The sequence below is a fragment of the Faecalibacterium sp. OF03-6AC genome, assembly GCF_003478175.1.
In the GTDB taxonomy this organism is placed as follows: domain Bacteria; phylum Bacillota; class Clostridia; order Oscillospirales; family Ruminococcaceae; genus Faecalibacterium; species Faecalibacterium taiwanense.
In genome coordinates, this window is record NZ_QUEN01000012.1 from 1 (window position 1) to 22,625 (window position 22,625).

Below are 22,625 nucleotides of genomic sequence, written 5' to 3' on the forward strand. Positions count from 1 at the left end.
ATTCAGTCCAGCAAACACAAGTGGTCGCCAAAGACCTACACGCAATCCGTGGCGATGGTGCAGAACCTCATCGTGCCGTATATCGGAAAGCGGAAGGTGCAAGACCTCCGCACCTACGACATCGAGCAGTTCTACGCCACTCTGAGCCAGACCCCCTGCGGCCAGTACGTTCACGGCGAAAAGCAGGAGCTGACGGAAAATCAGAAGAAGCGGCTGCTGTCCAGCACCTCTATCCATGAAGTCCACACGCTCCTGAAGACCGCCTTTTCGTATGCCGTTGACTGGGATTTGATTCACAAATCGCCTACCCCTCGTGAAGCCCCTAAGGTCAACACCGAGGAGCGCACGATCTGGGATGAGCGTACCATGCTGGCAGCGTTGCAGACCATTGAGAACCCCGCACTCCATCTGGCGGTGCATCTGAGCATGATCCTTTCCTTGCGAGAGGGTGAGATCCTCGGCTTGCAGCCGGGAGACCTCGACTTCGATGCCGCCGATGGTCGTGGAGCTATCACGGTGAACAAGGCAATGCAGCGCGCCAACAAGGAAGCCTTGTCCAAGATCGACCCCAGCCAGATCTACCACACCTTCCCGGACAGACGGGAGGGGAGCAAGTCCTCGCTGATTCTGAAAAAGACCAAAACCAAGAAGTCCAACCGTGTCCTGTATATGACGAAACCGCTGAAAGAGGAACTTCTGGCATGGCTCGACAAGATGAAGCAGGACGAACAGAACGCCCCGGAAAAGTACAGCAACTGCGGTCAGCTGTTCCGCTTACCAGACGGCTTACCCATTGCCCCGGACGTTCTGACCAAGTGGTATCGCCAGTGGAGAGCGGAGCACCCGGAGTTTGAGAAGATCGTGTTTCATGGTCTGCGACACTCCAGTGCCACCTATCAGCTGTTGCAGTCTGGCGGCGACTTCAAATCGGTGCAGGGCAACACAGGTCATGCAACTGCTACCGTCCTGATGGACACCTACGCTCACACGCAGGACAGGCCTCGGTTGGAGCTGGCAGAGAAGATCGAAGCCGACTTCTACCGGCAGGACGCAGCAGGAGCAAGACCTCAGCCCATGGAAAACAAAATGCCGGCGGCAACAAAAATCACGGGTAAAATGATCCTTGAAGCCATCCGGCAGATGGACGCAGAGGAACGCCGCGAGCTGACGCGGGTGCTCTTCGCGTAAAAGATTCTTTTTTGTGCAGCGAAATACACGCTGTGCAAGCGATGCAAAGAGTTCATGGCTTTTTTGTAAAGTGTGCAGAAAGTGTGCAAGTGTGTGCAACCTCTGCCAGAAAAACAAAAAAGCCATGAAATCTTTCGATTTCACGGCATTTTCTGGTGCGATGGAAGGGACTCGAACCCCCGGCCTACTGATTCGTAGTCAGTCACTCTATCCAGCTGAGCTACCAACGCATACGTTCCGTTCGGAACATGATGTATTTTATCACTCAGACTGGGTTTTGTCAACCGTTTTTTGCAAATATTTTTATCTTTTTCAAAAAGCAGCATTTTTTATGATTTTTCTTGTATCGTTTTTGTCGTTCTTGTGCTATAATAGCCTTACTATATGTTTTTAATCTGTGTCCGTGCAGGGGTACAGGAGCTTTACGGGCAGCACCGCGTGGAGGCTGCGCCGCCTGATTTTCTCTGCAGCGAGGCACCACGGAGGGTAGATCCTATGAAACTGGTAAGCGTGGAAACTCCCGAAAAGAGTGTCTGCAAAATGACCTTCAGCGCCAGCCCCGAAGAGCTGGAAGCTGCATCCAACGCCGTTTACGAACGCACCCGCGCCTCCTATACGATCCGCGGCTTCAAGAAGGGCGAAGCGGACCGCGCACAGATCGAGGCTGACCGCGGCGAGCACACCTTCTGGTACGATGCCATCAACGATCTGATGGACAAGGACGTGCCCGCGCTGTATGATGCCGCCATGGCAGAGCACGGCTTTGTGGCTGTTGACAATCCTGTGTACGATCTTGTGAGCGTGAAAAAGGACGAGGGCTTTGTGGCCACTGCCACTGTTGCCCTGCAGCCTGAGCTGAACCTGACCAAGACCACCGGCTTTACCGCCGAGTGCGTCACCCCGGAAGTGACCGACAAGGAGATCGACAATGTGCTGGAGCGCCGCCGTACTGCTGCCGCTGAGCTGGTGCCGCACAAGGGTCCGGCCGTAAAGGGCAACATCGTACATATCGATTACGAAGGTCTGCTGGAGGGCAAGCCCTTCCAGGGCGGCACCGCAAAGAACCAGGCCGTCCAGCTGGGCAGCGGCCGCATGATCCCCGGCTTTGAAGAGGGCATTCTGGGCCACAAGGCAGGCGAGGAATTCGAGATCTTCGTCACCTTCCCGAACCGCTACCACGCAAAGGATCTGGCCGGTAAACCCGTCGTGTTCAAGATCAAGCTGATCGACGTATGTGTGCGCCAGATCCCTGCTCTGAACAGCGACTTTGCCAAGAAGGTTGCCAATCTGGACACCATGGACGAGCTGCGTGCACAGGTCAAGCAGCAGCTGCACGACGGAAAGCATGCCGGTGCGCTGAACCATGCCAAGGATCAGATCCTGACCCAGCTGGCCGATGCTTCTGAGGGCGAACTGCCCAGCGTGCTGGTGGAGACCACCTACCAGCAGCAGATGGAGCAGATCCAGCAGCAGCTGCAGATGCAGCGCCTGAGCCTGGATCGCTACCTGAGCCAGATCCACGAGACCCGCGAGAGCTTTACCGCCAAGGTGCGCTCTTCTGCCGAGAAGACCGCCCGTGTGCACATGGCTCTGCTGCAGATCGCACAGCAGGAAAATCTGGTGCCCACCGAGGAAGATATCGATAAGGCTCTGGCCGCTCGTGCAGAGCGCGCCAAAAAGACACTGGAAGAGATCAAGGAAAAATCCGATATTCCCGCCATGCGCCGCAACGAGGGCATCCGCAAGGCTGCCGACTGGGTGATCGAGCACTCCACCATTGAAGAAAAGTAAGTTCTGATACAGAGAAAGCCCGTGCAGTTTCCGGCTGCACGGGCTTTCTTTTTTCATTTGAAGGGCAGGGGATATCAGCTCAGAAGGTTGAAGCCCATAATGACCACGCCCAGCACCACCAGCACAACACCGGTGGCACGGTTCAGGGTCTTGGGGTCTGCCTTATTGGCAAACACAGCGGCAATGCGCGCCCACAGCAGGGTGAACGCCACGCACAACGCCCAGACGAACCAATTGGGCGCACCGCCGATCATGAAGTGGGAGACAGCACCGGTCAGGGCGGTGAAGGTCATAATGAACACGCTGGTGCCCACGGCGGTCTTCAGCTCATAGCCCAGCACACTGGTGAGGATGAGCAGCATCATCATGCCGCCGCCTGCGCCGATGAAGCCGCAGATGAAGCCGATGAGCACACCGCACACGATGGACTGGATGGCACGCTTTTGGGCGCTGACACCCTGCATAGCTTCCTTGGTCGTCATGACCGGGCGCACAATGAACTTGACACCCAGCAGGAAGGTCATGAACACCGAGAAGCCGCCCATGGTGGCCGAGGGCACTCTGCTGGCCACCCAGCTGCCCACCACCGTGAACACCAGCACGCTGACCATCATGATCAGGCCGTTTTTGATATCCAGGTTCTTGTTTTTGTGGTAGGTATAGGCCGAAACGGCGCTGGCCAGCACATCCGACGACAGGGCAATGCCCACCGCCATATAGGGGTCCATGTGCAGGAAGGTGATGAGCATGGGGCTGATAACTGCAGCCGCACTCATACCGGCAAAGCCGGTGCCAAGGCCGGCCCCCATGCCGGCAAAAAAGGTGACAAGAACCGTAAACAACACGTTCAATTTATGCGTTCTCCTTTATAATTTCGTCCAGATTTTTCCCGATCAGCTCCATGGTCCGGAAAAAGACCTCCTGATCGGCCGGCTCCACATGATCCAGCAGGCGCTTGAAAAAGGCATTCTGCACCACACGCCCCTTGCGGATGATCGGGTCTGCCTTGCCGGTGCAGAGAAGCTTCGTTTTGCGGCGGTCGCCGGCCACAGCGTACCGTTCCAGATACCCTTCCTGCACAAGCTTATCCACATACATGGAGACGAGATTCGCCTTGATATGCCGCACCTCCACGATGTCCCGGGCCGTTTTATAGTCCGGGTTGTTGGCGAGGAACAGCAGGATGTCCAGCGCCGTCTGCGACAGGCCAAGCTCCTGACACAGCGGCTTGCAGACGGCATTGTACGCCTGCGAGGTCTTGATCGCAAATTCTACGTTCGGGTTCACGCCGAGCCTTCCTCTCTCTTCATTTTTGAATGATTCATTTTTGAAGTATTATAGTGCAGATGAGGGGAGTTGTCAAGAGAAAAAGAGGTCCTGAAAAGCCCGCAGGCTTTTCAGGACCTCAAAACCAAACGAATCTTTCAGAACAGCGCCACTGCCGCCAGACGCACCAGCAAAGCGCACAGCCATGCCACGGCGCACTGGTTCACCACCATGACGACCGCCCACTTGTTGCCCAGCTCCCGCTTGACCGAGGCCACTGCCGCGATGCAGGGGGTGTACAGCAGGCAGAACACCAGCAGGGGAGCCGCCTGCGCCGGGGTAAGGGTCGCCGACAGCGCAGCTTCGGAGCCAAAGAGGATGAGCAGCGAGGACACCACGCTCTCCTTTGCCATGAAGCCGGTGATGAGGGCGGTGGAGATGCGCCAGTCCGCAAAGCCCAAAGGCCCGAACAGCGGGGCGATGTCGCCCGCGATGCGGGCAAGGATGCTGGCCTGCGGGTCGGCGGTCAGCCGCAGCTGCAGGTCAAAGTTCTGCAAAAACCAGATGACGATGGTGGCCGCAAAGATCACCGTGAAGGCCTTCTGCAAAAAGTCCCGGGCCTTTTCCCACAGCAGCTGTGCCACGTTTTTCAGGCCGGGCAGGCGGTAGTTGGGCAGCTCCATGACAAAGGGCACCGCCTCGCCCTTGAACACCGTGCTCTTGAGCAGCAGTGCCGCCAGCACGCCCACCGCGATGCCGGTAAAGTACAGCAGCACCATCACAAGGCCCGCATACTGCGGGAAGAACGCCGCCGCAAACAGGCTGTAGATGGGCAGCTTTGCCGAGCAGCTCATGAACGGGGTGAGCAGGATGGTCATTTTGCGGTCGCGCTCCGAGGGCAGGGTGCGGCTTGCCATGACGCCGGGCACCGTGCAGCCAAAGCCGATGAGCATGGGCACGATGCTGCGGCCCGAAAGGCCGATGCGGCGCAGCAGCTTATCCATCACAAAAGCCACGCGGGCCATGTAACCGGTATCCTCCAGCATGGAGAGGAAGAAGAACAGCACCACGATGATGGGCAGAAAGCTCAGCACGCTGCCCACACCGGTAAAAATGCCGTCGATGAGCAGGGAGTGCACCGCCGCGTTAACGTTCCAGTTTGTAAGCGCCGTGTCCACGATGCCGGTCAACGCGTCGATGCCCGTTTCCATCAGGTTCTGAAAGAACAGGCCGATGACGTTGAAGGTGAGGAAGAACACCAGACCCATAATGGCGATAAAGGCCGGGATGGCGGTGTATTTGCCGGTGAGGAATTTGTCGATGCGGTTGGAGCGCAGCTGCTCTTTGCTTTCGTGGGGCTTGACCACTGTCTTTGCCACAAGCTCCTGAATGAAGGAGAACCGCATATCCGCAATGGCGGCGGCGCGGTCCAGCCCGCGCTCCCGCTCCATCTGCACGATGATATGTTCGATCATCTCTTTTTCGTTCTGATCCAGCTTCAGGGCTTCCTCGATGCGCCGGTCGCCCTCCACCAGCTTGGTGGCGGCAAACCGCACCGGAATGCCCGCCGCCCTGGCGTGATCCTCGATCAGATGGATGATGCCGTGGATGCAGCGGTGTACGGCACCGCCGTGGTCGTCCTCACTGCAGAAATCCATGCGGCCGGGCCGCTCCTGATACTTTGCCACATGAAGTGCGTGGTCTACCAGCTCATCCACGCCCTCATTCTTGGCGGCAGAGATGGGAATGACCGGGATGCCAAGCATGGCTTCCATCTTGTTGATGCGCACCGTGCCGCCGTTGCCGCGCACCTCGTCCATCATGTTCAGTGCCAGCACCATGGGGATGTCCAGCTCCATGAGCTGCATGGTCAGGTAGAGGTTGCGCTCGATGTTGGTGGCATCCACGATGTTGATGATGCCGGTGGGCTTTTCGCCGATGATGAATTGGCGGGTGACGATCTCCTCGCTGGAATAGGGGGACATGGAGTAGATGCCCGGCAGGTCAGTGACCTCCGTCTCCGGGTGGCCCTTGATGGCACCGCTCTTGCGGTCCACCGTCACGCCTGGGAAATTGCCCACATGCTGGTTGGAACCGGTGAGCTGGTTGAACAGGGTGGTCTTACCGCAGTTCTGGTTGCCAGCCAGCGCAAAGGTGAGGGTCCTGTCCTCGGGCAGGGGATTCTCCCCCTTTTTGATGTGGTATTTTCCGCCCTCGCCAAGGCCGGGGTGATCCACCATTCTATCATCTGCCGGAGCCGCCGACATTGCCGGGGCCTTTTCGGTGGGGGTGATGCCGATCTGCGCGGCATCATCCAGCCGGAGGGTCAGCTCGTAGCCATGGATGCGCAGCTCCATGGGGTCGCCCATGGGTGCCAGCTTGACCAGCGTGACCTCCGCCCCCGGGATCAGGCCCATATCCAGAAAATGCTGGCGCAGTGCGCCGGCCCCGCCGACGGTATCCACAACAGCGCTTTTTCCGATCTGCAATTCTTTTAATGTCATAAGATCGACCTTCTCATTTTATCCACTGTCAAAGTGTGTTAGTTTGTGTTAACAATAGTAATATAGGCTAACTTTGCGCGGTTGTCAATAGATAAAATGGTGAAGGTTTAACTCCCCCAGTCTGCTGCGCAGACAGCCCCCTCTGGGATGGGGCCTTTGGCATAGCGGGAAAGTTTGCAGCTAAAACGCAAAGCTTGCAGGCACGCCAGAGGCTCCCTCTCCGAGGGAGCTGGCAAAACCGTCAGGTTTTGACGGAGGGAGTTTGCACACTAAAAAGCCGTGCCCCCTCTTTTCAGAGAATGCACGGCTTTGGAGGTTTATGCGTTTACTTCACGGTGTGGTAGCCATCGGGGTTGTTCTTCTGCCAGTTCCAGCTGTCGGCACACATTTCCTCGATGCCGTATTCCGCCACCCAGCCAAGCTCGTTCTTTGCCTTGGTGGGGTCTGCATAGCACTCGGCAATGTCGCCGGGGCGGCGCGGGTCGATCACATAGGGGATCTCCTTACCGCATGCCTTGGAGAATGCGTGGATCACATCCAGCACGCTGTAGCCCTTGCCAGTGCCCAGATTGCAGATGAACAGGCCGCAGTTCGTTTCCAGCTTCTTGATGGCGCACACATGGCCGCGGGCCAGATCCACCACGTGGATGTAGTCGCGCACGCCGGTGCCGTCCGGGGTGGGATAGTCGTTGCCAAAGACATGCACCTTTTCCAGCTTGCCAACGGCCACCTTGGCGATATAGGGCATGAGGTTATTGGGGATGCCGTTGGGGTCCTCGCCGATGAGGCCGGACTTGTGCGCACCAATGGGGTTGAAGTAGCGCAGCAGGGCCACGTTCAGGCTGGGGTCTGCCTTGCACACATCCTGCAGGATGCGCTCGGTGAACACCTTAGTCGTGCCGTAGGGATTGGTGGTGGCACCGGTGGGGAAGTCCTCGGTGATGGGCACGCTGGCGGGGTCGCCATAGACGGTTGCGGAAGAGCTGAACACGAAGTTGTGGCAGTTGTGATGGCGCATCACGTCCAGAATGACCAGCGTGCAGTTGAGGTTGTTGTAATAGTATTCAATGGGCTTGGAAACACTCTCGCCCACTGCCTTGTAGGCTGCGAACTGGATCACAGCAGTAATGTCCGGGCACTCAGAGAAGATGTGCTCCACATCCTCGTGCTTGGTCATATCCGCCTTGTAAAAGCGGAAGTCCTTGCCGGTGATCTGCTTGATGCGGTCCAGCACCACCGGAGATGCATTATAATAGTTATCTGCCACAACAATGTCGTAGCCAGCGTTCAGCAGTTCGATGCAGGTGTGGCTGCCGATATAACCGGCGCCGCCGGAAACCAAAATTGCCATAGCCTAGTACCTCTCTCGCTCATTTACATTACAGTTGATGCCGGCATTCCCCGGCCTTGCCTAAAGAATACCGCTTTTATGGCTCAGAATCAAGGGATGTGTCTTTTATTTAGATGAATTTTTGTTGCATCTTTGTTTTTGAGGTTTTGATTTAAAAACGTTTTTTGGCATTTTGTCATGGATAAAAGGCACGGTTTGTGCAAAACATAGAAATAGGGATCAAAACTCCCTCAGTCAAAGCCTGACGGCTTTGCCAGCTCCCTCGGAGAGGGTTGTCGCCGTAGGCGACTGGGGGAGTTTTCCTCCTGCCACGCAAAAAACGCCTGCCGGAGCAGACGTTTTTGTGTGGTACATCATTTTTTACAATTTTCCGCACTGCTTGCCGGTGAAGAAGCGCAGGGTGGTGGTGGCGCGGAACACCTTTCCTGCCCGCAGCACTGTGGTGGGGAACTCCGGGTGGGAAGGGCTGCAGGGGTAGTGCTGAGTCTCCAGCGCAAAGCCGCCGTACTTCTGCATGGGCACGCCGCCCTTGCCGGGGGTGGGGCAGTCCTGCAAAAAGTTGCCGGTGTACAACTGGATGCCCGGCTGGGTGGTGTACAGTTTCATGCTGATGCCGGTCTTTTCACTGGTGACCCATGCGCAGATGCTCTGGCTAGAGCCGCGGGCGCGGTCGATCACAAAGCAGTGGTCGTAGCCACCGCCCACCATGGTGGTCTGGGCAAAGCCGGTATCGATATCCCGGCCAATGAGCTTTCCCTCGGTAAAATCCATGGGGGTGTTTGCCACCGGCAGAATGGCACCGGTGGGGCAGGTCTGATTGTTGCCTTCCAGATAGTTGGAGGCATAGATGCGCAGCTTCTGGCCCAGAATATCGCCCTCACCGTTCAGGTTGAAGTAGCTGTGGTTCGTGAGGTTCACGATGGTATCCGCATCCGAAGAGACGCGGTAATCCATGCGGAAGGCATTGTCCTCGGTAAGGGTATAGCGCACCGCCAGCTTCAGGCTGCCGGGGAAGCCGTCCTCGCCGTCCGGGCTTTCAGCCTCCATGAGCAGGGTATCGCCAAAGGATTTTACCCGGTACAGCTTGCGCGAAAAGCAACCGTGCAGATGGTTGGGGCCGTTGTTGGCTTCCAGCTGGTAGGTCTTGCCGCCCACGCTGAAGGTGGCATTCTCGATGCGGTTTGCATAGCGGCCCACGAACGCGCCGCAGCAGGTGCTGCTGGAGGACGTGAAGTCATCCTCATAATCTGCCATGGTGTCGTGGCCCAGCACGACATCCACCGGGCCGTTCTTGGCCGGAACGATGATGTTTTTAATGATGCATCCGTAGTTCAGAACGCTCACCGTCAGGCCGCCGGGATTGGAAAGGATGTACTCTGTAACATTTGCGCCCTGTTTGGTCACACCGAAGGGCTTGGAGCGGATCTGTGCCATTGGGCATTCGCCTCCTCAGATTTTACTCGGACATACAGTCAGGCAGACTTCCACTGTATTCTATCTTATTTATGATTATATCACAGTTTTATATCTTTGTGGGGAACCGATTTTAGAATTTGCATCCAATTTTTCCAGCTATTTTTTGTTGAAATTATTCAGGTGGCGAGGCATGTAACACAAAAAAATCCAAGCCGCTCCGCTAAATGATTTTTTGTGTTACGCCGATTTTGAGTCGCTGCGCGACGGCGATAAGCCGACAGCAGCAGCTGCCGTTTCCCGTTACGACCCTTTCCGTGAAAACATAATGCCGGGCGGTCCGCAGACCGCCCGGCATTGCTCTGTTCTAAAATGATCCTTCCGCCGAAGATGCCCAGCAAGACGCGGAAAGCCTTCTGAATCGTCAGGCTTCCGGCTGTGCCGTGCCCGCAGACTTCTGCGCCGCAATGAACTCGGCTGCATCGTCCGGGATGTCGTCCAGATCATCGTCGCTGCCAACATCCACGTTGAGCGGCGGCTTCTTGAACAGGATATCGTACAGCACCGGAACGATATACAGGGTCATCAGGGTGGCGTAGCTCAGGCCGCAGATGATGACGATGGCCATGCCGCTCATCAGCTGGCTTGCCATATCGCCGCTGAACACCAGCTGCAGCATGGCCAGCACGGTGGTCAGGGTGGTCATGAGGATGGGGCGCATACGGGTCTTGCCGGTAGCCACCAGCGCAGCGCGGCGCTCCATGCCGCCAATGCGCAGCTGGTTTGCATAGTCCACGAACACGATGCCGTTGTTGACAACCGTGCCCATCAGCACGATGAAGCCCATCAAGGAGATCATGGTGAGCTGCTGGCCGGTGATCAGCAGGCCCAGCAGGCCACCGGTAAAGGCCAGCGGCACCGTGAACAGCACGATGAAGGGGGACAGCAGGCTCTGGAACTGTGCCACCATGACCAGATATACAAAGGGCAGGGCCAGAGCCATCCACTGCACCATTTCGTTCACCATGTAGTCGGTGCTCTCGGTCTCGCCGCCCAGCGTGACGCTGCAGCTCTCCGGCATCTCGCCGCTGGCTGCGTACTCGTCCAGCTTCTTCTGCAGCACGCGGGACTGCACCATGGTGTTGTAGCCATCCAGCGTATCCGCCGTCACAGTGACATACTCGGTCTGGTTCTCGCTGGTAATGGCATCCGGTGCGGTGCCGGTGGTCCAGCTGGCGATATCGTTCAGGGTGCAGGTACCATTGGTCACTGTGCCGTCTGCCGACATTTCGGTGGTCTCAAAGGTAAGCTCCATCATGTTTTCCTTGGTGACGGGGTCCAGATTATTGGTGATCTGGACATCCATGGTGGTGCCGTTCACCGTGACGGGGGTCTGGGCGGTGGCGGTGGTGGTGAGCTTTGCCGCGATCTGCTGGTACACCTGCGCAACGGTCAGGCCGTAGGCGCGCACCTTGTCGCGGTCCACCTTCAGGATGATGGTGGCATCGCCGCTGCCAAGGCCGTTGTCCGCATTGGCAAAGCCCTCGGTATCGTTGATGATCTCCATTACCTTCTCGGAAACGGTAGTCAGCGTTTCCGGATCCTTGCCGTAGACCTTGACCGACAGGCCGGTGGCCAGCTGGCTGGTCAGATCATCGGTCATGCCGTACAGCTTGACCTCAGCGGTGCAGTTCTCGATCTGGGACACTGCATCCTCCATGGCCTGCCGGGTCTTTTCCACCTCACGGGAGGAAAGGCTCTCGCTCATCATGACGTTGATCTTGTATCTGCCGTAGGCATTGGCGGAGTTCAGGATATCGGTAATGGCGGTGGGCAGGCCCAGCTGGCTGATATCCAGACCGGCCATGCTGGTGTCGAGGGTGATGCCCACCTCTTCCACGTTTTCCACATTCAGGGCCGCCTCTGCCACCTGACCCGCAATGGCATAGGATTCCTCCTTGGTCAGGCCGTCGGCGGTGGACAGGGTGATCTGCGCCTCGTTGCTGGTGATGCTGGGCAGCAGCTCCACGCCCATGTTCAGCACCTGCCAGCCGCTGAACACCAGCAGCACCACCGCTGCGATCAGGGGCAGGGCACGGTGCTGCAGGCACCATTCCAGACTATGGGCATACTTTTCCTGCACCTTTTCAAACCAGGCAAGGCGCTTGGGTTCAGCTTTTTTCAGCACAGTAGAGGATGCCGCCGGGACCACCGTGAGCGCCACGATGAGGGAGGCCATCAGGCAGTAACCGATGCACAGGGACATGGGCATCATCAGGCTGCGCACAATGCTGGCCGAGAACACCACCGGCAGGAACACGCACACCGAGGTAAGGGTGGAGGCCACCACCGACATGCCCACCTGTTTTGTGCCCTGCACGGCAGCGCGGGCCGCAGGCACGCCGCGGCTGCGCAGACGGTAGACGTTCTCAATGACGACCACCGAGTTATCCACCAGCATACCAATGCCGAGGGAAAGGCCGGCCAGGGTCATCACGTTCAGGTCCAGCCCGGTAAAGTACATGAGCACCACCGCGAACAGAACGGACAGCGGGATGCTGATGCCGACCACGAGGGTGGGCTTGATATCCTTCAGGAAGATGGCCAGCACGATGATGGCCAGTGCAGCGCCCACCACCATGCTGGTGAGGATGCTGTTGATGACGATGGTGATGTAGTTGCCCTGATTGGACAGCACCACCATGTGCAGGCCGTCGTATTGTTTTTCCAGCTCTTTAAATGCGGTCAGGCAGTTGTCGGAGACCTCGCCTGCACTGGAAGTCGCATTCTTATAGATTTTGAGGATGGATGCCTTTTCGCCGTTCAGACGGGTGTAGCTGTCGGCGGAGTTATCAATGACCTCCACATCCGCCACATCAGAAAGGCGCACGTCGCCGTAGCCCTCCACATGCAGCAGCAGGGCACCGCTGATATCCTTCACACTGTCGTACTCTTCGCCGACTTTCAGCAGCCAGGACTCGCCGTCCTTATCCTGCACGTAACCGGCCGGCATGGAGAAGTTCTGGGCATAGATGAGCTGCGCCAGCGTTTCAATGTCCAGCTGCTTTGTCACATCGGCCTGTGCCAGAGCGTTGGTCTTGGCCGTCTCGTACTCTGCCTTGGCGGCCTCCAGCTGCTTTTCGTACTCGTTCAGCATTTCACGCGCTTCGGTGAACTGCATATAGGCGTTGAGCTGCTGCTGGGAGAAGCTGCCCAGTGCGCCGGAGAACTCGGTCATCAGCTGGGGCACATTGTCCATGGCCTTGATAGTGCTTTCCAGCGTGTTATAGACCACATTCAGGCTTTCCTGCAGCTGCATCTCATTGGCAAGATCCTCTGCGGTGCTGCCTTCGGAGCCGGTCTCGGTGTTCACGCGCTCCTGCAGCTTCTGCAGGGCGGTAGTGAGCTTATCGGTAATGGTGCGCAGCTCAGCCACAATATCGATCAGAGAGTCGATATCTCGCATACCGGTCTCGTTGAACTTGTCCATGACCTTCTGCAGACCGTCGCGCACCTCGATCAGGGCCTGCTGGATCTCAGGCTCCTTGACCACAGCGATCAGGCTGTTCACGCTCTCCAGAAGAGCCTGCGCCTGCGCGCGCACCGTTTCCACTGCGGCACCCACCTCGGTGCTCATCTGGCTCATGACCGAGTTGGACACCGTATTGCCAAAGTTTTTCAGCTGCTTTTCGTATTCCTTGCGTCCGGCGGTGATCTGCGCCTCGGCGCTTTCCAGCTGGGAGCGGGCTGCAGCCAGCTGGGTATCGATCAGTTCCAGCAGCTTTGCGTTGATCCCGTCGATCTTATCCTGATTGAGCTGCACCTGCACCAGCTTTTCCACCAGACCGCTGGACGAAACGCTGGACACACCGCCCTTGCGCTGCACTTCCGGCACAAGGGTGTTCTGGATAAACTCAGAAAGCTCGTACTGGTCGGCACCTTCGCGGCTGACAGCCACCGTCATGAAAGCATTCATGTTCAGGCTGTACTCAATGATGGAGGGGGTCAGACAGGTGCTGGGCAGGTCGCTTTTGGCCTGATCCAGCTTGTTGGACACCTTGACCAGCGCGCTGTTCATATCCGTATCCTCGGCAAACTCCATCAGCAGCAGGCTGTAGTTTTCTGCCGATGTTGCGGTGATCTTGGACACGCCCGGCACTGTGAGCGAGTTCTGCAGCACATCCGAGACCTCACTCTCCACGCGCTCCGGGCTTGCGCCGGGATACACGGTGACCACCATCAGATACGGTGTGTTCACGTTGGGCAGCAAGTTCGTATCCATCTTTGTGACCGCCACAAAGCCCAGGATCAGGATCATGACCACTGCAACCAGCACCGTAAACGGCTTTTTGACACTGAATTTTTCCATTTTCTCCTACCGTTTCTCTGCCTTGCCGCAAAGCAGGACAGCTGCTTTCCCTGCGGGAAAGGCTACACTTCAACATTTTTATTATACACGCAAGCCCCCGCCTTGCAAGAGCGGGGCGGGATTCTTTTGCGATTCTTTAGATTCTTTCGCAAGATTTTAACATTTGCCGTTCCGTTTTTCCATTTTTCGGCTGCGGGTGCGACCAAATTCGGTCAGTCTTCCTTTATGGATACGCGGCAGCCGGGCAGATTGTTGCACATTTTTAAAATTTTTCTGCTGAAGCGCCAGAGCCGCTTTTTGTTTTTTGCGTGGAAATGTGCATTTGAATATGTTATACTAGAGTACAGAATGGATCAGCAGGCTCTTTTTCGGGCCTTATCCTATAGATTCGACCGATAAAAACGAGGAACACTATGAAAAAAGTCATTTCCGTCCGTTTCAAAGAGAACGGCAAAAGCTATTATTTTGATCCCGCCGGGGGCGACATCAAAACCGGCGAATACGTGATCGTGGAGACCGCCCGCGGCATTGAGTGCGGCGAGGTAGTGCAGGGCGTGAGGGAGATCGCCGATGCGGCAGTGCCCAAGGCCCTCAAGCCCATTACCCGCATGGCCGACAGCGTGGATATCCGCCGGATGCGCCAGAACCGTGAGGACGAAAAGCGCGCCTACCGCACCTGTCAGGAGTGCATTGCCCGCCACGGCCTGGAAATGAAGCTTGTGGAGGCCGAGTATACCCTGGACCGCTCCAAGATCATGTTCTACTTTACCGCCGATGGCCGCGTGGACTTCCGCGAGCTGGTCAAGGATCTGGCCGGTATCTTCCACACCCGCATCGAGCTGCGCCAGATCGGCGTGCGGGACGAGAGCAAGATGATCGGCGGCCTTGGCATCTGCGGCCAGCCCTTCTGCTGCAGCCGATTTTTAAAGGACTTCCAGCCCGTCTCCATCAAGATGGCCAAGGAGCAGGGCCTTTCGCTGAACCCCACCAAGATCAGCGGTGCCTGCGGCCGGCTGATGTGCTGCCTTGCCTATGAGGAGAGCGCCTACGAGTACCTGAACAGCATCATGCCCATGGTGGGCAGCACCGTGCGCACGCCGGACGGTCTTGGCACCGTGCTGGAGGTGAACCCGGTCTCCGGCTACCTGCGGGTGCGCTGCGGCACCGAGAGCCTTTCGCCCCGTTACTATAAGGTGGGCGTGTGCGAATATATCAGCGGCGGCAAGCGTGCGCCCCGCCGCCCGGACCCGGACGACGATTACTCCGGCGTGCGCAACCCGGCCCCGGTGGTGGCTTCCTCCGACGATGGCGAAAAGCGCTGCGCGGGCGGCGGCTGCGCCCGGAAGCGCGCTGCCGAAAAGGAGTGAGGGCCGCGCCGGCGGCTCTGAGGGGTTAGTCTGCTAAAACTAACTGTTCTTCGTGATTTTTGCCAAAAAACTCCTGCAAATTTGGCCATAAGTTAGCCTGTGCTTTTGTGCAACCCAACAAAAAACAGACTTTTGTGTTTTTCGGGTCACGGTTAGTCTTGCCTTTTCTCACCTGCTTTGTTAAAATGCAGGCAAGGATATGATTTCCGGAGAGACATGCACAGCCGTGCCATACATGACTCTTCATACAATACTTCGGGCACGGAGATAAAAAGGAGAGTTTATTATGGCACACAAGGTTTCTGACGCATGTGTTGGCTGCGGCGCTTGCGAGGGCGCTTGCCCGGTTGGCGCTATCACCGTTGATGGTGTTGCTTCTGTGAACGCAGACGCTTGCATCGACTGCGGCGCTTGCGAGGGTGCTTGCCCCACCGGTGCTATCACTGCTGAATAATTTTAGCAGCTGCACAAAAAACGCATCAAAAGCAGCAGGCCTGTCCAAAGCAGGTCTGCTGCTTTTTTGTTTTGCAGTAATTCGCACAAATTCCCCGAGCAATTCCACGCATTTTTTTGAGAGGGTACGGCACACTTATCTATGGAACATTCTACCGAAGTCTTGTATAATAGAACTATGGTTTATTGCTCGCCGGAGCATCGTTTCGGCTCCGACGCGCTGCTGCTGGCCCGTTTCTGTGAGCCAAAGCGTGCCCAGAAGGCCGCAGACCTGTGCTCCGGCTGCGGCATCGTGGCGCTGGAATGGCACGACCGGGGCCACCGCGGCCCCTGCATAGGGCTGGAGCTGCAGCCCGAGGGCAGCGCTCTGCTTTCCGCTGCGGTGCAGGAGCAGGACATCGGGCACATTGAGCCTGTCTGTGCCGACCTGCGCGCTTTTCGGCAGGGCGATGGAAGTTTTGACGTGTGTGCGTGCAATCCGCCCTATTTCACGGATGGGCCTCAGAGCCGGAATGCAGCCCACGCCCTTGCCCGGCACGAGAACACCTGCACGCTGGACGATGTGTGCCAGTGTGCGTTCCGCCTTTTGAAGGACGGCGGGCGCTTTGCGCTGTGCCACCGGCCGGAACGGCTGGCGGAGGTGCTGGCGGTGCTGCGGGCCAACCGGCTGGAGCCGAAGCGGCTGGCCTTTGTAAAGAACAAGGCGGACGGCGCGCCATGGCTCTTCCTTGTGGAAGCGCAAAAGAACCGCAAGACCGGCCTGCGGGTGGAGCCGGATGTGTTGATCAGCGCCGGTGCGGCGTTATATGGGAGGTAAACTATGGCAGGAACTCTTTATATCGTGGCAACGCCCATCGGCAATCTGGACGATATGCCGCCGCGCGTAGCGGCCACCTTTGGCGCGGCAGACTTTATTGCCGCCGAGGACACCCGTGTGACCATGAAGCTGCTGAACTTTCTGGGCCTGAAAAAGCCCATGGTCAGCTACTATGAGCACGCCCTGCAGAAGGGTGAGGGCATCCTGCGCCGCATTGAGGCAGGCGAGAGCTGCGCCCTGTGCAGTGATGCCGGCATGCCCTGCGTCTCCGACCCGGGCGAGGTGATCGTGCGGGACGCACTGGCCCGGGGCATCAAAGTGGTGCCGGTGCCGGCGGCCTCTGCCTGCGTCACCGCGCTGGCCGTGTCCGGGCAGGACACCTCCCGCTGGGTGTTTGAGGGCTTTCTGCCCGTGAACCGCAAGCAGAAAAAAGAGCGGCTGGCTGAGCTTTTGCAGGAAAAGCGCACCACCATCTTTTACGAAGCGCCCCACAAGCTGCGCACCACGCTGGACGATCTGGCCAATGCCTTTGGCGCAGACCGCAGCATCACCCTGTGCCGGGAGCTGACAAAGCTGCACGAGGATATCTGGAAGACTACCCTCGGCGAGGCGGTGGAGCACTACAAGACCAACGAGCCGCGCGGCGAGTATGTGCTGGTGATGGCCGGTGCGCCGGAGACCGCCGACCCGGAGCAGGAGCTGACGCTGGAGCAGGCAGCGCATCGGGCGCTGGAGCTGACCGGGCAGGGCTTTGGCCCCACCGCCGCAGCCAAGGCGGCGGCACAGGGTACACCTTATTCTAAAAGCGAAGTGTACAAGCAGCTGCTGGTATTGCAACAGGGCCAGCAGGCTGGTGAATGACAGCATCTCAGGTAAATGGTAATAGAGGAGGACCCCTTTTGTGACAAAACTTCTGGTTTTGAGCGACAGCCACGGCGGACGTGCCGCCATTGAGCGCGTGCTGATGAAAGAGAGCAAAAACATCGATGCCCTGATCTTTCTGGGCGACGGCCTGCGGGATCTGGAACTGGCTCTGACGCAGTACCCCAAGCTGCGGGCCTACTCGGTGGCGGGCAACTGCGATTACGGCGCACTGGAACCCACCGACGGCCTTGCCGCCTTTGACGGCGTGGTGATCTTTTACACCCACGGTCATATGTACGGTGTGAAATACGATCTGGATACGCTGGCAGATGCCGCATCTGCCCGGGGTGCCGAGGTGGCCCTGTTCGGCCACACCCACATCCCCCATGCAGAGGCCCGCAGCGGGGTGTTCCTGTTCAACCCCGGCTCCTGCGGCCGGTGTTACACCGGGCCGGACACCTACGGCATCCTGACGCTGGACGAAGGCAAAGTGACCACATACGAACACAAAGAGGTACCCAGACAATGAGCATCAATGAGGTGCGCTATCTGCCGGAATGCGGCAGCACCAACGCTTACGCGAAGGAACATTTTGAAGAATTCGGCCCGGTGGGCGCGGTGTATACCGAGAACCAGACCGCAGGCCGGGGCCGTCTGGGCCGCAGCTGGGTGAACGCCGAGGGCAAGGCCCTGTATTATACAGCAGCCATCCGGGAACCGCTGGCCCAGCCTGCCACCCTGCCGCTGCTGGCAAGCCTTGCCGTGCGCACCCAGCTCAAGCTGCGCTACGGCGTGGACTGCCAGATCAAGTGGCCCAACGACCTTCTTCTCAATGGCAAAAAGGTCGTGGGCATCCTGTGCGAGAGCGTGAGCTACGGCTACCAGCAGCAGGGCAGGGGCATTTTGTGCGGCATCGGCATCAATCTGGCCCAGCCGCAGAGCTACTTTGATGCCGCCGGTCTGCCCAACGGCACCTCGCTGGCGCTGCAGGGGGCAAAGGTGGATCTTTCCACCGACCCCGCATGGCTGGCCGAGGGCCTGACCGACTTTGGTTTTGACCGCAACATGTATGTGTTTGCCCGCGATGGCTTTGCACCCTTCCGGGAGGAATACAAGGCCGCCTGCGTCAATCTGGGCCGCCGGGTCACTTTTGACCTGCCGGACGGCGGGCAGGGTGCCGGTGAAGCTGTCGATGTGGACGAAGAGGGCCGTCTGGTGGTGCGCACCGACAGCGGCGAAGTGCACGTTTTTACCGGCGAAGTATCGGTGCACGGCATCTACGGGGCCGTCTGAGTTTTATAGAACTGTACGCTCCACGCAGACAGTTTTAAGTCTGCATGGAGTTTCTTTGCACATTTTTGCTCGATTTTTCCGCAAAACGCTTGAATTCACGAACTTTTTGTGAATTTGTTGTGTACATTTCCAGTTGCCAATTCAGCCATACTTTAGTATAATAGAGTACGTGCCAGCGTATCCTTTGTTGGATAGGATGCGCGTGTTTTAGGAAATAGGAAAACGGACAGCACAAGCGCCATGCCCCAAAAAGCAAGGCGCTTGTGCTGTCGCAAGGAGTGCAAGCATGAAAGATCAAGAATCCTTCAAGCCGTATATTCCTGCGGAAAAGATCACCGCGGAAATGACGGCGACCTCTGTGATCATGGGCATCATCCTGTCTGTGGTCTTCGGCGCTGCAAATGCCTATCTGGGTCTGCGCGTCGGCATGACTGTTTCTGCCTCCATCCCGGCAGCAGTCATTTCTATGGGCGTGATCCGCGTCCTGCTCAAGAAGAACTCCATTCTGGAGAGCAACATGGTGCAGACCATCGGTTCCGCAGGCGAGAGCCTGGCCGCCGGTGCCATCTTCACCATGCCCGCACTGTTCCTGTGGGCAAAAGAGGGCCTGTGCGACAAGCCCAGCATCCTGGAGATCACCCTGATCGCCCTGTGCGGCGGCATTCTGGGCGTTCTGTTCATGGTGCCCCTGCGCAACGCCCTGATCGTCAAGGAACACGCCACCCTGCTGTACCCGGAAGGCACCGCCTGTGCAGACGTTCTGCTGGCCGGTGAAGAGGGCGGTGCAAACGCCTCCACCGTGTTCTCCGGCATGGGTCTGGCAGCCATCTTCAAGTTCCTCGTGGACGGCCTGAAGATGATCCCCGCCGACATTGCCGTAGCCTTCAGCTCCTTCAAGGGTGCTCTGGGCATGGAAGTGTACCCCGCTCTGCTGGGCGTGGGCTACATCGTCGGCCCCAAGACCGCTTCCTACATGTTTACCGGTTCTCTGGTGGGCTGGATGGTCATTATCCCGCTGATCTGCCTGTTCGGCTCAAACATCTCCCTGTACCCGGCAGCAGCCGGCACCACCATTGCTGATCTGTATGCAGCAGGCGGTGCAGACGCTATCTGGTCCAACTACGTCAAGTATATCGGCGCAGGTGCCATTGCTACCGGCGGTATCATCTCGCTGATCAAGAGCCTGCCTCTGATCGCATCCACCTTCCGTGATGCCATGAAGAGCATGAAGGGCGGCAGTGCTTCCGGCACCTCCCGTACCGAGAAGGACATGCCCATGCCCTTTATTCTGGGCGGCATCCTGCTCATCATCCTCATCATCTGGCTGGCTCCGGCAATCCCCGTCAGCCCGCTGGGTGCTCTGCTGATCGTCATCTTCGGCTTCTTCTTCTCCACCGTCTCTGCACGTATGGTCGGCATGATCGGCAGCTCCAACAACCCGGTCTCCGGCATGACCATTGCCACCCTGCTGATCGCTACCATGATCCTGAAGGCCACCGGCAACGTTGGCATCGAGGGCATGATCGGCTCCATGGCAATCGCATCTGTCATCTGCATCTGCGCTGCCATTGCTGCAGATACCTCTCAGGATCTGAAAACCGGCTACCTGCTGGGTGCGACCCCGGTCAAGCAGCAGATCGGCGAGCTGATCGGCGTTGTTGCTGCCGGTCTGGCCATCGGCGGTGTGCTGTACCTGCTGGACAGCGCATGGGGCTACGGTGGTGCTGAGGTCCCCGCACCGCAGGCTACCCTGATGAAGATGATCGTTGAGGGCATCATGGGCGGCAACCTGCCCTGGAACCTGGTGTTCACCGGTGTGTTCCTTGCCATTGCCCTGGAGATCCTGCGCATCCCTGTGATGCCGTTCGCCATCGGCCTGTATCTGCCCATCTACCTGAACACCTCCATCATGATCGGTGGTGCTGTGCGCTGGTTCATGGACAGCCGCAAGAACGTTGACGCTGCCACCAAGGAAGAGCAGACTACCAACGGCACCCTGTTCTGCGCCGGTATGATCGCAGGCGAGGGCCTTGTGGGCATCCTGCTGGCTATGTTTGCCGTGTTCGGCATCAGCACTGCCCTGAGCATTGATCTGGGCAACATTGGCGGCGTGGTTCTGATGATCGTCATGATCGCATGCCTGCTGGCCTTCTCCATGAAGAAAAAGAAGAACTGATGCGTAAGAAAAAGCAGTCCATCAACTATCTGGACCTTATTCCGCAGCGGGCGGAAACCCTGCGCTGGCACACAGACGAAGCCACCGGCCTTATCACCCTTGAGGTGGAGAACACCGGTGTGTTCAATACGATCGCGCAAAAAGTGTTTCATAAACCGCGCACCACACAGGTGCATCTGGACGAGACCGGCAGCTATCTCTGGCCGCTGATCGACGGCCAGAAGACCGTTGCACAGCTTGCTGACTGCATGAAGCAGCAGTTTGGTGAAAAAGCTGAACCGCTGTACCCGCGCATCATCAAGTATTTCCAGATCGTGGAATCTTACCACTTCATCCAGTTTCTGAACAAGTAAGCAAAAGCGGCACATCGGGCCTTTGTGCAAGGCTCCGAGTGCCGCTTTTTGCTGTTCTTTATTGTTTTTTGCAGTTTGCCGTGGTATTCTGTAATCGCCGCATCTGCGACCACGGCATTTTATCTGCGGCGCTTTCTCCTTTTAAGGTTCAGTGAACCGCCGCCGGCCGCAAGCGTGAGCACCATCATTGCAAACAGGATGAGCACCAGCGCGCACAGCAGAAGCACTGTCGCCTTCATGTCGGTGCGGAAATCGGAGACATACTCCTTGTGGGTCACAAGGTCTACCGTGCCCACCTCGTAGCCGTCCAGATAAACAGTGGCCGAGCCGATCACACTGCCGCTTTTGACGGTAGCGGAAACACTTTCCGGCAGGTCGAAGGAGTAGGTAACGATATCGTCTGCGTGGCCGTAGCCGCTGACCGGCGCAGCGGCATACAGCGCCACCGCCGGTTCGGTGCGGCACTTGGTCAGCGCCACGGTGGTGAGCTCGGTCTGGGTATCCACCAGCGGACGGTCCGCAAAGCTGGCAAAGGCCCAGTCGAACAGATCATCGCACTCGGCAAAGAGGTGGTCCAGCGTATCGCAGCCAAGGATCACCAGCCCGTAGGTGTGGCCGTCCTTTTCCGCAAAGGCCACGATGCAGCGGCCTGCCAGCGTGGTAAAGCCGCCCTTGACCCACCGGACATACTCCCGGTAGTTAGCGCTCTCGCTGTTCATCAGGCTGTTGGAGCTGCTGATGGTGTACTCGGCCTTGCGCAAGTTGGTAGCCGGCAGGACATAGCTGGCGGTGCCCGCCACCTGTGCAAAGGTCTGGTTTGCCGCACAGGCGGCGGCGATCTTTGCCAGATCCTGCGCGGTGGACACGTTGCCGTAGTCAAACAGGCCGTGGGCACAGGTAAAGTTCGTGCCGGTGCAGCCCAGCTCCTCGGCACGGGCGTTCATCTGCTTGACGAAATCCAGCACGCTGCCGCCCACATCGTAGGCAATGACGCTGGCGGCGTCGTTGGCGCTGACGATGAGCATGGCGTTCAGCAGGTCGATGCGGCGCACCGTCTCGCCGATGCGCAGGCCCATAGTGGTGCCGTTGGCGTTCTGGATGTCCCGGAACTCCTGGGTCAGCGCGGTGGGCACGGTCACTTCACCGTTCAGATCCTTGCCGCTTTCCAGCAGCAGCAGGGCCGTCATGAGCTTGGTCAGGCTGGCAACATACTGCTGCTGGTCAGCATTCTGGTTCAGGATGGTCTTGCCGGTGTCGGCGTTGAACAGGTACACCGCCTCGGTCTCGCTGGCAGTCTGGATGGGCATGGGATATACCGCAAGGCCCGGCAGTGCAGCAGCAGCGGCCAGTGCCAGCGTGAGCACCAGCGCCGTCATGCGGCGGAAGATGGTGTTTTTGAACATGAGCTTGCCCCCTTGTA

General features: G+C 58.0%; 17 protein-coding genes and 1 tRNA gene. 10 read left to right on the forward strand and 8 right to left on the reverse strand.

The window, feature by feature from the left end; translation table 11 throughout:
- On the forward strand, nucleotides 1-1,188 hold a 1,188-nt coding region (gene xerC / locus DXA66_RS12070), incomplete at its 5' end, for a tyrosine recombinase XerC (protein ID WP_118529163.1).
- Between the two features lie 153 nt (nucleotides 1,189-1,341).
- Here the strand turns inward: xerC and DXA66_RS12075 are convergent.
- A tRNA-Arg gene (locus tag DXA66_RS12075) sits at nucleotides 1,342-1,418 on the reverse strand.
- Nucleotides 1,419-1,683: 265 nt separating this feature from the next.
- Between DXA66_RS12075 and tig the strand changes: the two genes are divergently transcribed.
- Nucleotides 1,684-2,979 carry a trigger factor gene (gene tig / locus DXA66_RS12080; RefSeq protein ID WP_118529164.1) on the forward strand — a complete coding sequence of 432 codons (1,296 nt, stop codon included), beginning with the start codon at nucleotides 1,684-1,686 and terminating at the stop codon, nucleotides 2,977-2,979.
- Between the two features lie 74 nt (nucleotides 2,980-3,053).
- Here tig and DXA66_RS12085 read toward each other — a convergent pair whose 3' ends face one another.
- The 6 genes from DXA66_RS12085 to DXA66_RS12110 form a co-directional block, all read right to left on the reverse strand.
- Entirely contained in the window at nucleotides 3,054-3,788 is a 735-nt protein-coding gene (locus DXA66_RS12085; RefSeq protein ID WP_347562887.1) for a sulfite exporter TauE/SafE family protein, read from the reverse strand.
- A gap of 43 nt (nucleotides 3,789-3,831) precedes the next feature.
- Entirely contained in the window at nucleotides 3,832-4,266 is a 435-nt protein-coding gene (locus DXA66_RS12090; RefSeq protein WP_118529166.1) for a MarR family winged helix-turn-helix transcriptional regulator, read from the reverse strand.
- A 137-nt stretch (nucleotides 4,267-4,403) separates the two neighbouring features.
- Nucleotides 4,404-6,749: a ferrous iron transport protein B gene (gene feoB / locus DXA66_RS12095; RefSeq protein WP_118529167.1), complete on the reverse strand. Its 2,346-nt coding sequence runs from the start codon at nucleotides 6,747-6,749 to the stop codon at nucleotides 4,404-4,406.
- 325 nt (nucleotides 6,750-7,074) lie between these two features.
- Complete coding sequence (galE, locus tag DXA66_RS12100) at nucleotides 7,075-8,100, reverse strand: UDP-glucose 4-epimerase GalE (RefSeq protein WP_118529168.1); 1,026 nt, start codon at nucleotides 8,098-8,100, stop codon at nucleotides 7,075-7,077.
- 360 nt (nucleotides 8,101-8,460) lie between these two features.
- Nucleotides 8,461-9,534 (reverse strand): aldose epimerase family protein, encoded by a 1,074-nt coding sequence (locus DXA66_RS12105; RefSeq protein WP_118529169.1) that lies wholly within the window; start codon nucleotides 9,532-9,534, stop codon nucleotides 8,461-8,463.
- Nucleotides 9,535-9,937: 403 nt separating this feature from the next.
- On the reverse strand, nucleotides 9,938-13,882 hold the full coding sequence (locus DXA66_RS12110; protein ID WP_118529170.1) for an efflux RND transporter permease subunit: 3,945 nt from the start codon (nucleotides 13,880-13,882) through the stop codon (nucleotides 9,938-9,940).
- Nucleotides 13,883-14,295: 413 nt separating this feature from the next.
- On the opposite strand from DXA66_RS12110, the gene DXA66_RS12120 reads away from it, so the two are divergent.
- From DXA66_RS12120 to DXA66_RS12155, 8 genes are all read left to right on the forward strand, one after another.
- Nucleotides 14,296-15,249 carry a stage 0 sporulation family protein gene (locus DXA66_RS12120; protein ID WP_118529172.1) on the forward strand — a complete coding sequence of 318 codons (954 nt, stop codon included), beginning with the start codon at nucleotides 14,296-14,298 and terminating at the stop codon, nucleotides 15,247-15,249.
- A gap of 286 nt (nucleotides 15,250-15,535) precedes the next feature.
- On the forward strand, nucleotides 15,536-15,703 hold the full coding sequence (locus tag DXA66_RS12125; protein ID WP_005937576.1) for a DUF362 domain-containing protein: 168 nt from the start codon (nucleotides 15,536-15,538) through the stop codon (nucleotides 15,701-15,703).
- Nucleotides 15,704-15,844: 141 nt separating this feature from the next.
- The gene (locus DXA66_RS12130; RefSeq protein ID WP_243089101.1) at nucleotides 15,845-16,519 is read left to right on the forward strand and encodes a tRNA1(Val) (adenine(37)-N6)-methyltransferase; all 675 of its coding nucleotides are present in this window, start codon (nucleotides 15,845-15,847) and stop codon (nucleotides 16,517-16,519) included.
- A 3-nt stretch (nucleotides 16,520-16,522) separates the two neighbouring features.
- Entirely contained in the window at nucleotides 16,523-17,380 is an 858-nt protein-coding gene (rsmI, locus tag DXA66_RS12135) for a 16S rRNA (cytidine(1402)-2'-O)-methyltransferase (protein ID WP_097776804.1), read from the forward strand.
- A gap of 40 nt (nucleotides 17,381-17,420) precedes the next feature.
- On the forward strand, nucleotides 17,421-17,912 hold the full coding sequence (locus tag DXA66_RS12140) for a YfcE family phosphodiesterase (protein ID WP_118529174.1): 492 nt from the start codon (nucleotides 17,421-17,423) through the stop codon (nucleotides 17,910-17,912).
- Nucleotides 17,909-18,676: a biotin--[acetyl-CoA-carboxylase] ligase gene (locus DXA66_RS12145; RefSeq protein ID WP_118529175.1), complete on the forward strand. Its 768-nt coding sequence runs from the start codon at nucleotides 17,909-17,911 to the stop codon at nucleotides 18,674-18,676. The genes DXA66_RS12140 and DXA66_RS12145 overlap by 4 nt, the downstream gene beginning before the upstream one ends.
- A gap of 286 nt (nucleotides 18,677-18,962) precedes the next feature.
- Nucleotides 18,963-20,852: an OPT family oligopeptide transporter gene (locus DXA66_RS12150; protein WP_118529176.1), complete on the forward strand. Its 1,890-nt coding sequence runs from the start codon at nucleotides 18,963-18,965 to the stop codon at nucleotides 20,850-20,852.
- Nucleotides 20,852-21,205, forward strand: a complete 354-nt coding sequence (locus tag DXA66_RS12155; protein WP_118529177.1) for a PqqD family protein — start codon at nucleotides 20,852-20,854, stop codon at nucleotides 21,203-21,205. The genes DXA66_RS12150 and DXA66_RS12155 overlap by 1 nt, the downstream gene beginning before the upstream one ends.
- A 119-nt stretch (nucleotides 21,206-21,324) precedes the next feature.
- On the opposite strand, the gene DXA66_RS12160 is transcribed toward DXA66_RS12155, so the two are convergent.
- Nucleotides 21,325-22,608: a D-alanyl-D-alanine carboxypeptidase family protein gene (locus tag DXA66_RS12160; protein ID WP_118529178.1), complete on the reverse strand. Its 1,284-nt coding sequence runs from the start codon at nucleotides 22,606-22,608 to the stop codon at nucleotides 21,325-21,327.
- Between the last annotated feature and the right edge of the window lie 17 nt (nucleotides 22,609-22,625).

What these genes read in the sequence shown, in the direction of transcription:
- DXA66_RS12130 (WP_243089101.1), top strand. Translation starts at nt 15,845, where the DNA reads ATGGAACATTCTACCGAAGTCTTGTATAATAGAACTATGGTTTATTGC.
- DXA66_RS12110 (WP_118529170.1), bottom strand. Translation starts at nt 13,882, where the DNA reads ATGGAAAAATTCAGTGTCAAAAAGCCGTTTACGGTGCTGGTTGCAGTG.
- DXA66_RS12120 (WP_118529172.1), top strand. Translation starts at nt 14,296, where the DNA reads ATGAAAAAAGTCATTTCCGTCCGTTTCAAAGAGAACGGCAAAAGCTAT.
- galE (WP_118529168.1), bottom strand. Translation starts at nt 8,100, where the DNA reads ATGGCAATTTTGGTTTCCGGCGGCGCCGGTTATATCGGCAGCCACACC.
- feoB (WP_118529167.1), bottom strand. Translation starts at nt 6,749, where the DNA reads ATGACATTAAAAGAATTGCAGATCGGAAAAAGCGCTGTTGTGGATACC.
- DXA66_RS12160 (WP_118529178.1), bottom strand. Translation starts at nt 22,608, where the DNA reads ATGTTCAAAAACACCATCTTCCGCCGCATGACGGCGCTGGTGCTCACG.
- rsmI (WP_097776804.1), top strand. Translation starts at nt 16,523, where the DNA reads ATGGCAGGAACTCTTTATATCGTGGCAACGCCCATCGGCAATCTGGAC.
- tig (WP_118529164.1), top strand. Translation starts at nt 1,684, where the DNA reads ATGAAACTGGTAAGCGTGGAAACTCCCGAAAAGAGTGTCTGCAAAATG.
- DXA66_RS12150 (WP_118529176.1), top strand. Translation starts at nt 18,963, where the DNA reads ATGAAAGATCAAGAATCCTTCAAGCCGTATATTCCTGCGGAAAAGATC.
- DXA66_RS12125 (WP_005937576.1), top strand. Translation starts at nt 15,536, where the DNA reads ATGGCACACAAGGTTTCTGACGCATGTGTTGGCTGCGGCGCTTGCGAG.
- DXA66_RS12145 (WP_118529175.1), top strand. Translation starts at nt 17,909, where the DNA reads ATGAGCATCAATGAGGTGCGCTATCTGCCGGAATGCGGCAGCACCAAC.
- DXA66_RS12155 (WP_118529177.1), top strand. Translation starts at nt 20,852, where the DNA reads ATGCGTAAGAAAAAGCAGTCCATCAACTATCTGGACCTTATTCCGCAG.
- DXA66_RS12105 (WP_118529169.1), bottom strand. Translation starts at nt 9,534, where the DNA reads ATGGCACAGATCCGCTCCAAGCCCTTCGGTGTGACCAAACAGGGCGCA.
- DXA66_RS12085 (WP_347562887.1), bottom strand. Translation starts at nt 3,788, where the DNA reads ATGGGGGCCGGCCTTGGCACCGGCTTTGCCGGTATGAGTGCGGCTGCA.